Source organism: Phenylobacterium sp., from assembly GCF_030651755.1.
In the GTDB taxonomy this organism is placed as follows: Bacteria; Pseudomonadota; Alphaproteobacteria; order Caulobacterales; family Caulobacteraceae; genus Phenylobacterium.
The window spans coordinates 1-8,276 of record NZ_JAUSBZ010000094.1; the positions used below are offsets into that span (position 1 = coordinate 1).

6 protein-coding genes are annotated in these 8,276 nt (G+C 68.6%); all 6 read right to left on the reverse strand.

Annotation, left to right across the window (positions count from 1 at the left end; genetic code table 11):
• On the reverse strand, positions 1-1,703 hold a 1,703-nt coding region (ligA, locus tag Q7V15_RS08650; RefSeq protein ID WP_304755098.1), incomplete at its 3' end, for an NAD-dependent DNA ligase LigA.
• Positions 1,696-3,393, reverse strand: coding sequence for a DNA repair protein RecN (gene recN, locus Q7V15_RS08655; RefSeq protein WP_304755099.1), 1,698 nt, complete (start codon positions 3,391-3,393; stop codon positions 1,696-1,698). The genes recN and ligA, both read right to left, overlap by 8 nt.
• Before the next feature lie 58 nt (positions 3,394-3,451).
• Positions 3,452-4,366, reverse strand: coding sequence for an outer membrane protein assembly factor BamD (locus Q7V15_RS08660; protein ID WP_370689795.1), 915 nt, complete (start codon positions 4,364-4,366; stop codon positions 3,452-3,454).
• 77 nt (positions 4,367-4,443) lie between these two features.
• A complete protein-coding gene (gene lpxC / locus Q7V15_RS08665; protein ID WP_304755103.1) occupies positions 4,444-5,337 on the reverse strand; it encodes a UDP-3-O-acyl-N-acetylglucosamine deacetylase in 894 nt (297 codons plus the stop codon).
• 308 nt (positions 5,338-5,645) lie between these two features.
• Positions 5,646-7,241, reverse strand: a complete 1,596-nt coding sequence (gene ftsZ, locus Q7V15_RS08670) for a cell division protein FtsZ (protein ID WP_304755101.1) — start codon at positions 7,239-7,241, stop codon at positions 5,646-5,648.
• Between the two features lie 300 nt (positions 7,242-7,541).
• Positions 7,542-8,276: cell division protein FtsA (locus tag Q7V15_RS08675; RefSeq protein WP_304755102.1), on the reverse strand; the 735-nt coding region annotated here is incomplete at its 5' end.

The window sequence follows — 8,276 nt, forward strand, 5'->3', positions numbered from 1 at the left end:
CGGGCTGCGGCCAGGAAGGCGTCCACGGTTTCGAAGTGGCGGGCCAGGGCGAGCGAGGTCGTCTCCCCAATATGGCGGATGCCGAGCCCGTAGATGAATCGGTCGAGCGGAATGTTGCGCTTGGCGTCGATGCCGTCCTTCAGATTGGCGACGCTGGTCTCGCCATAGCCCTCAGTGGCCCGCAACTCGTCCAGCTTGGCCTCGTCGGCGGCCAGGCGAAAGATGTCGGCCGGCGCCTTGACCCAGCCCTTGTCGAAGAAGGCCTGGAGCTGCTTTTCCCCCAGCCCCTCGATGTCGAAGGCCCGGCGGGAGACGAAGTGCTTCAGGTGCTCGATGCGCTGGAACGGACAGGCCAGCTCGCCGGTGCAGCGGCGCACCACCGTCTCGGCGCCTGAGGCCGTGGTCTCCCGCGCCAGCGGTGTCTTCAGGGGACAGGGGCAGTGGGCGGGGAAGACGTAGGGCTCGCTGCGTTTTGCGCCCGGCTCGATCACCGGTCCCACCACCTGGGGGATCACGTCGCCGGCCCGCTGGACGATGACCGTGTCGCCGATGCGCACGTCCTTGCGGGCGATCTCGTCGGCATTGTGCAGGGTGGCGTTCTCCACCACGACGCCGCCCACGGTCACCGGCGCCAGCCGGGCTACAGGGGTGACGGCGCCGGTGCGTCCCACCTGCAGGTCGATGGCGTTCAGCACCGTGCGGGCCTGTTCGGCGGGGAACTTGCGGGCGATGGCCCAGCGGGGCGAGCGCGAGACGAAGCCCAGGCGCTGCTGCCAGTCCAGGCGGTCGACCTTGTAGACCACCCCGTCGATGTCGAAGCCCAGGCGCGGCCGCAGTCCCTCCATCTCCCGATAGGCCTCGAGCAGCCCGCCCGCGCCCTCGACGCGGCGGGACTGGGGATTGGTCTGGAAGCCCCAGGCCTTCAAGGCCTCCAGCGCCGCCCACTGGGTCTCGGCGAAGGGCGCGCTGACCAGACCCCAGGCATAGGCGAAGAAGCGCAACGGTCGCTGGGCGCTGATCTTGGGATCCAGTTGCCGCAGCGAGCCGGCCGCGGCGTTGCGGGGATTGGCGTAGGTCTTCTGGCCCGCCGCCTCGGCCGCCGCGTTCAGGGCCTTGAAGCCCTCATGCTCCAGATAGACCTCGCCGCGGATCTCGATGACCTCGGGCCAGCCAGAGCCTGTCAGGCGCTCGGGGATGTCGGAGAGGGTGCGTAGATTGGCGGTGACGTCCTCGCCGACCCGACCATCGCCCCGGGTGGCGCCGCGGACGAGCCGGCCCTTCTCGTAGCGGATTGAGGCCGACAGGCCGTCGATCTTGGGCTCGGCCGTATAGGCGATGGGAGTGTCATCCAGGCGCAGGAATCGGCGCACCCGGGCCTCGAACTCAATGGCCTCCTCGTCGGAAAAGGCGTTGTCGAGGCTGAGCATGGGCACGCCGTGCTCGACGGGCGAAAACTGGGCCGAGGCCGCGGCGCCGATCTTCAGGCTGGGGGAGTTCTCGCGGATGAGGCCCGGAAAGGCCGCTTCGATCTCGGCGTTGCGGCGCTTGAGCGCGTCATACTCTGCATCGGAGACCTTGGGCGCGTCGTCCTGATAATAGGCGATGTCGTGGGCCGCCATGGTGTCGGCGAGCCAGGTAAGTTCTTCGGCGGCCTCGGCCTCGGAGAGGTCGGCGGCCGGCTTGGAGGCGGGAAACTCAGGCATCCATCAGGGCCCGGGCGGCGGCGCGGGCCGCATCGGTGATCTGGGCGCCGGCCAGCATGCGGGCGATCTCTTCCTCGCGGTCGGGCGGCGACAGCACCTCGACAGCGGTGCGCACCATTTCGGCGTCGCCGGCCTTGGAAATCCGCCAGTGGGCGTCAGCCCGGGCGGCCACCTGCGGGCTGTGGGTGACCACCAGGACCTGAGCCGCCGAGGCCAGGCGACGCAGGCGCAGGCCCACCGCATCGGCCACGGCGCCGCCGACGCCCTGGTCCACCTCATCGAAGATCATCAGTGGCTGGGCGCCCTCTGCGCGGCCGGCCAGCGCCGCCTTCAGCGCCAGCGCCAGGCGGGCAAGTTCGCCGCCTGAGGCGATCTGGCCAAGTTCCCCAAACGGCGCCCCGGGGTTGGTGGAGATTTCGAAGGCGATTCTGTCCTGACCCTGGGGACCGGCCTTCTCTGGCAGGAGGGTCTCGACTGTGGTGCGGAAACGGGCCTTGTCCAGTTTCAGCGGCCCGAGTTCGGACATCACCGCCAGGGCCAGACGCTCGCCGGCGGCGCGACGTTGGGCGCTGAGCTGCTCGGCGGCAGCCAGATAGGCCGCGCGGGCGGCGGCCAGGGCGGCTTCGGCGGCCTTCAGGTCCTCGCCCGAGGTTTCGGCGGCCCGCAGGCGCTCGGCGAAGCGGACCCGCAGTATGGGCAGTTCCTCGACGCTGACATTGAGCTTGCGGGCCATGCCCCGCAGTTCGAACAGCCGCTCCTCGGTCTTTTCGAGCCGGTCGGGATCGAAGTCGAAGGCCTCGGCCGCGCCGTCGATGGCGGCCTCGGCCTCCTGGGCCTCCACCAGGGCGCGGTCGATGGCGCTGGTGGCCGCGGCCAGCCGCGTCACTGTGGGGCCGGTCTCAGCCGCGCCCGCATGGACGGCGCGCTCCCGCGCGCGGTCGAGGGCGCGGACGGCCTGGGCCATGCGAGGCGACAGACCATCGAAGGCCTCACGGGCCGAGGCGATGTCGGAGAGCGCCTTCTCGGCGGCGCCCAGCATGGCCCGGCTTTCGGCCAGGTCGGCCTCCTCCCCTTCCCGGGGCTCAAGGCGATCGAGTTCGGAGAGCCGCAGATTGAGCTCCTCCATCTCCGCGGCGGCCAGATCGGCGGCGGCGGCCAGATCGTCCCGACGGGTCAGAGCCCCGCGCCAGGTCTTCCAGGCCTCACCGACCTTGGCCAGGGGGACGCCCAGCTGACCGAAGGCGTCCAGCAGGGGACGATGGGTGCGGGTGTCCAAAAGGCCGACAGTCTCGTGCTGACCATGGACCTCCATCAGCAGGGCGCCCAGTTCGCGCAGGACCCCGACGCTGGTGGCCTGATCATTGACGAAGGCGCGGCTGCGGCCATCGGCGCTGACGGTGCGGCGCAGGACCAAGTCCTCGCTGGGATCGTAGGACAAGCCCTTCTCGTCCAGCAGCGCCCAGGCCGGGTGGTCGGGTGGGGGGGCGAAGAGGGCTGTGGCCTGGGCCAGGGTCGCACCCTGACGCACCAGGGCGGCCTCGGCCCGTGCGCCGGTGGCCAAGCCCAGGGCGTCGAGGATGATCGACTTGCCCGCACCTGTCTCTCCGGTCAGGGCGGTGAGCCCCGGCCCGATGGGCAGGTCGAGCGCTTCGATCAGCACCACGTCGCGGATCCACAGTCCGATCAGCATGGGGTGCAAGATTGCCTGGAATCACCGCGGGCGGAAGCCCGTCCGTTCGCCTTAGGTTCTATTCGCTCGCCGGAGGCTGCAAGGTGGTGCCCTTGTTGCGCTCCAACTCGTCGGATCGGCCGCCGCCGACAAAGGGCAGCCGCGAGAAAAACCCACGACCTTCCTCGGACTGTGGCGCCGTCGTCGGACGCAGTCCGCGGCTGTTGAGCAGGCTATAGGCGTCCCGGTACCAGATGCTGCCGGGATAGTTGAAGCCCAGCACGGCGCCGTTGCGCTTGGCCTCTTCGGTCAGGCCCAGGGACAGATAGGCCTCCACAAGGCGGTAGAGGGCTTCGGGTGTGTGGCTGGTGGTGTCGTAGCGATCGACGACCGTCTTGAACCGGCCGATCCCGGCCAGAATGTCGCCATTGCGCAGATAATAGCGGCCGACCGTCATTTCCTTGCCCGCCAGCTGGTCGCGGACCATGTCGATCTTCAGAAGCGCATCCTTGGCGTATTCGCTGTTGGGGTAGCGCTGCACGACTTCTTGGAGGGCGTTGAGGGCTTGGCCCGTCGCCGCCTGATCGCGACCCACATCGACGATCTGCTCGAAATAGCAAATGGCCTTGAGATAGTAGGCGTAGACCGCCGCGGGATTGCCGGGAGCCTGGGTCAGGAAGCGGTCTGCGCTGGCGATCGCCTCGGCATAGTCATTGGCCTGATACTGCGCATACGCCGTCATCAGGATCGAACGCCGGGCCCAGACCGAATAGGGATGCTGACGCTCAACCTCGGCGAAATAATCAATCGCCTGGTTCCAAAGACCGCGGTCCAGCCGATTGGCGCCGGTGTTGTAGAGCAGCTCGACCGGCCGCTCCTCATAGGCCAGCCGCGGGCGCTCCGTGCGTCCGGCGCAGGCCGTAAGGGCCAGGGCGGCGATGACCGTCGCCAGGGCGGGACCCCGAAGGGCATTGTGAAGCAGAGACACCTTCACCTCAAAAAGACCAACGCGCGCCCCCGCGCCGCGAGCCCTCGCTTCTACACCACGCGGGCGCCGGCGCAAACGGAAGCTCAGACCGCCAGGGCGAGCTCAGGGGCGAAGGTGCGGATGCGCCAGGCGTCAGGCTGTTCGATCAGGGCCCGAACAAGCTGATTATTGATGGCGTGGCCCGCCAGACGGCCCTCAAAGCGCCCAAGGATCGGCGCGCCGAGGACATAGAGGTCGCCAATAGCGTCCAGGGCCTTGTGGCGCACGAATTCGTCAGGCCGGCGCAGGCCCTCGGGGTTGAGGATGCGATCGCCCTCAATCACCACCACATTTTCCAGCGAGCCGCCGCGGGCCAGACCCATGGCCCGCAAGGCGTCAACCTCGTGGGCGAAGCCGAAGGTGCGGCAATTGGCCAGTTCGGCGCGGAAGGCCGCCTCATTCATCACCAGATCGACCGACTGCCGGCCAATCACCGGCGAATCAAACACGATCTCGAAGGCGACTTCAAACTGGCTGCTGGGCAGCAGGCGCGCGCTCTTGTCGCCATCGACCACCTCGATCGGCGCCAGGATCTCGATATAGCGGCGGGGCGCGTCCTGCTGGCGGCGGCCGGCCTGGTCAAGAATTTGGACGAAGGGCTCGGACGAGCCGTCCATGATCGGCATTTCCGGACCATCCAGCTCGACGACCGCGTTGTCGACGCCCAGGGTGGCGAAGGCGGCCATCAGGTGTTCGATGGTCGAGACCGTGACGCCTGCGGCGTTGCCGATGACCGTACCCAGTTGGGTCTTGCACACAGCCTCCCCCGAGGCCGTGATCCGGTTGTCCTGGTCGGTGACATCGGTGCGGACAAAGACGATCCCGGTGTCCGTCGGCGCCGGGCGGACAGCCACCCGCACATGGGCGCCGGTATGGACGCCGATCCCGGCGAAGATGGCGGGTCCCAGCACCGTGTGCTGGAGGGCGGCGTGTTGCAGCGCCGGGTGTTGCAAGGCCGGCTGGGCGTGGGCGATGGTTGCGGGCACAGACAGAACCTTGATTGACCAGAACTCGTTCAGGCGGGCGCGCACCTGACGACGCACGCCCCCATAGGCCGGTTAAAACCTAGACTGCGGCGCCGCAACACAAGTCCTGTTTCCGAATGTTTCGCCTGAACAAGGCGGCAGATTTCTGTTCGTTTTCCGGCAGCTAGACAAAGCCTGCGGCGCCAGGCTCATCCACAATGAATGACGGCCGGCCCCGAGGGACCGGCCGTCCAATAAAAAGCCCAGACAGGCTCAAGGGTTCAGTTGGCCAGACGCCGGAGGAAGGACGGGATTTCCAGGTCCTCGCCGCCATCCCGCTCTGGGTCGGCGGTCTCGGCCGGCTGGGCGCCGCCACGGCTGGTGGCCTGCGGCCGTCCGGCGACAGGCGCCGGCGGCGCGGCGGGAGCGTCATAGCGCGGGCGGCCGCCAAACAGGCTTAGAAACCCGCCACGCTGGCGACGGTCGTCAGTGAAGGCGCCCTCACCGAACAGGGGCTCATCATCCTCATCGGCGACCATTGGGTCGACGATGCGGGTGATCGGACGTTCCGCGGGCGCCTCCGGCGCGGCGGCCGGGGTCGGACGCGCATAGAGATCGGGTTGCGGCGCCGCATAGGCCGAAGGGGCCGGCGGCTCAGGGGGCCTAGCCTGGGCCTGGGGCTGAACCTGGGGCGCCGCTGGCGGGGCGTAGGCCTGGGGCGCGGGCTCTGGCGCACGGGCGGGCTCCGGGGCGTAGGCCGCGGGGGCGGGCCGCTCCACATAGGCCGGCGGCGGCGCGACCTGACGGACCGGTTCAGCCTGGCGGACAGGGGTATGGGCGGGCTGCGGCGCCGGCTGGGCCGGCGCAGGCGGACGGCGAACCTCCGCCTTGGGCTCGATCGCCGAAATCGAGGCGCCGTCCATGCCGGTGGCCACCACCGATACGCGGATCATGCCGTCGAGGGACGGATCAAAGGCCGCGCCGAAGATGATGTTGGCGTCAGCGTCCACCTGTTCGGAGATGGCGTTGGCGGCTTCGTCGACCTCCAGCAGGGTCATGTCCAGGCCGCCGGTGACATTCACCAGCACGGCCTTGGCGCCCTTGAGCGAGACTTCGTCCAGCAGCGGGTTTTGAATGGCGTTCTGCGCGGCCATCAGGGCGCGGTCGTCGCCGGAGGCTTCGCCGGTGCCCATCATCGCCTTGCCCATCTCGGTCATCACCGTGCGAACATCGGCGAAGTCGAGATTGATCAGGCCCGGCAGCACCATCAGGTCGGTGATGGAGCGCACGCCCGAATGCAGCACCTGATCGGCCATGCCGAAGGCTTCGGAGAAGGTGGTCCGCTCGTTGGCCACCCGGAACAGGTTCTGGTTCGGAATGACGATGAGGGTGTCGACATAGCGCTGCAGCTCGGCGATGCCGGAGTCCGCCAGGCGCATGCGGTGACGCCCCTCGAAGTGGAAGGGCTTGGTCACGACGCCGACCGTCAGGATGCCCCGCTCGCGGGCGCACTTGGCGATGATGGGCGCAGCCCCGGTGCCGGTGCCGCCGCCCATGCCGGCGGTGATGAAGATCATGTGGGCGCCGTCCAGGTGCTCACCGATCTCAGGAATGGATTCTTCGGCGGCGCTCATGCCGACCTCGGGATGGGCGCCGGCGCCCAGGCCCTGTGTGACCGTCGCGCCAAGCTGGATGCGCCGGTCTGTCTTGGAGAACGCCAACTGCTGGGCGTCGGTGTTCGCGACCACGAACTCGACGCCCTCGAGGTGGGCCTCGATCATGTTGTTCACGGCGTTTCCGCCTGCGCCGCCAACGCCGAACACCACGATGCGCGGCTTCAGCTCTGTCTCACGCGGCGCCGTTAATGCAATAGCCATAGGACCCACCGTCCTCCGCAAATCTGTTGAAGCGCACGCGACCCGCCGCGGCACGCTCCGATTGGGATGCGGTTAACTTAGCGACCATCATCCTTAATCGAACGTAAACCGCTTACATTGAGTCGGAGGTCCGTCGACCCAGGCGCCGCGCATATTTTTGTTGCCCCATAAGGCTTAACCGCAGCTTTTCGGCAATCCGGGAGACTTAACCTGGGCCGCCTGCGGCCGCATGGCGCAGGTCATCGCGCCAAGTTTATTCTGGCGCCGCTAACCTTGACCACGGGCGAGCTAGACTTGCGACTAGAGGTTTTCGCGAAGCCAGGCTGCGGCCTTTGTCACCGGATTGGCCCGGGGATCAAGGCTTTCACGGCGAATCCGCGCGCCCGACATGGATTTGGCCGAGACCGCTTCCCTGGGCCCAAAGGCCGCCCGGTGCAGGACGCCAGCCGCCGCGCAGAAGGCCGGACCCGAAGCCGCGTCCGCCAGATGGGGCACCCGCCGCGGCCGGCCCAGGCGCACGGGTCGGTCGAATACGCGCACGGCCACTTCGCGCACCCCAGCCAGTTGGCTGGCGCCGCCGGTCAGGACCAGGCTCGCCCCCGGCTCCACCGGCGCGCCTGACGCCTTCAGGCGGTCACGGAGCAGCTCCAGGGTCTCCTCCACCCGCGGGGCGATGATGCCCTTGAGCAGAGAACGCGGAGCGATGACAGGGCCCGCGCCCGGATCGTCGCCCCGGGGCGGGGCCTCGATCATCTCGCGGTCCTCATTGGCCGAGGCGATGGCCGAACCATGCAGGGTCTTGATGCGCTCGGCCCCGGCCATGGAGGTGGAAAGTCCCCGGGCGATATCGGCGGTCACATGCTGCCCGCCCACCGGCAGGGTCTCCACATGCACCAGGCTGCCGGCGGTGAACACCGCCGCCGAGGTCGATCCGCCGCCCATGTCGATGCACACGGCGCCGAGGTCCATCTCGTCCTCCTCCAGGGCCGCCAGGGCCGAGGCGAAGGGCGCGGCGACGACGCCTTCGAACTGCAG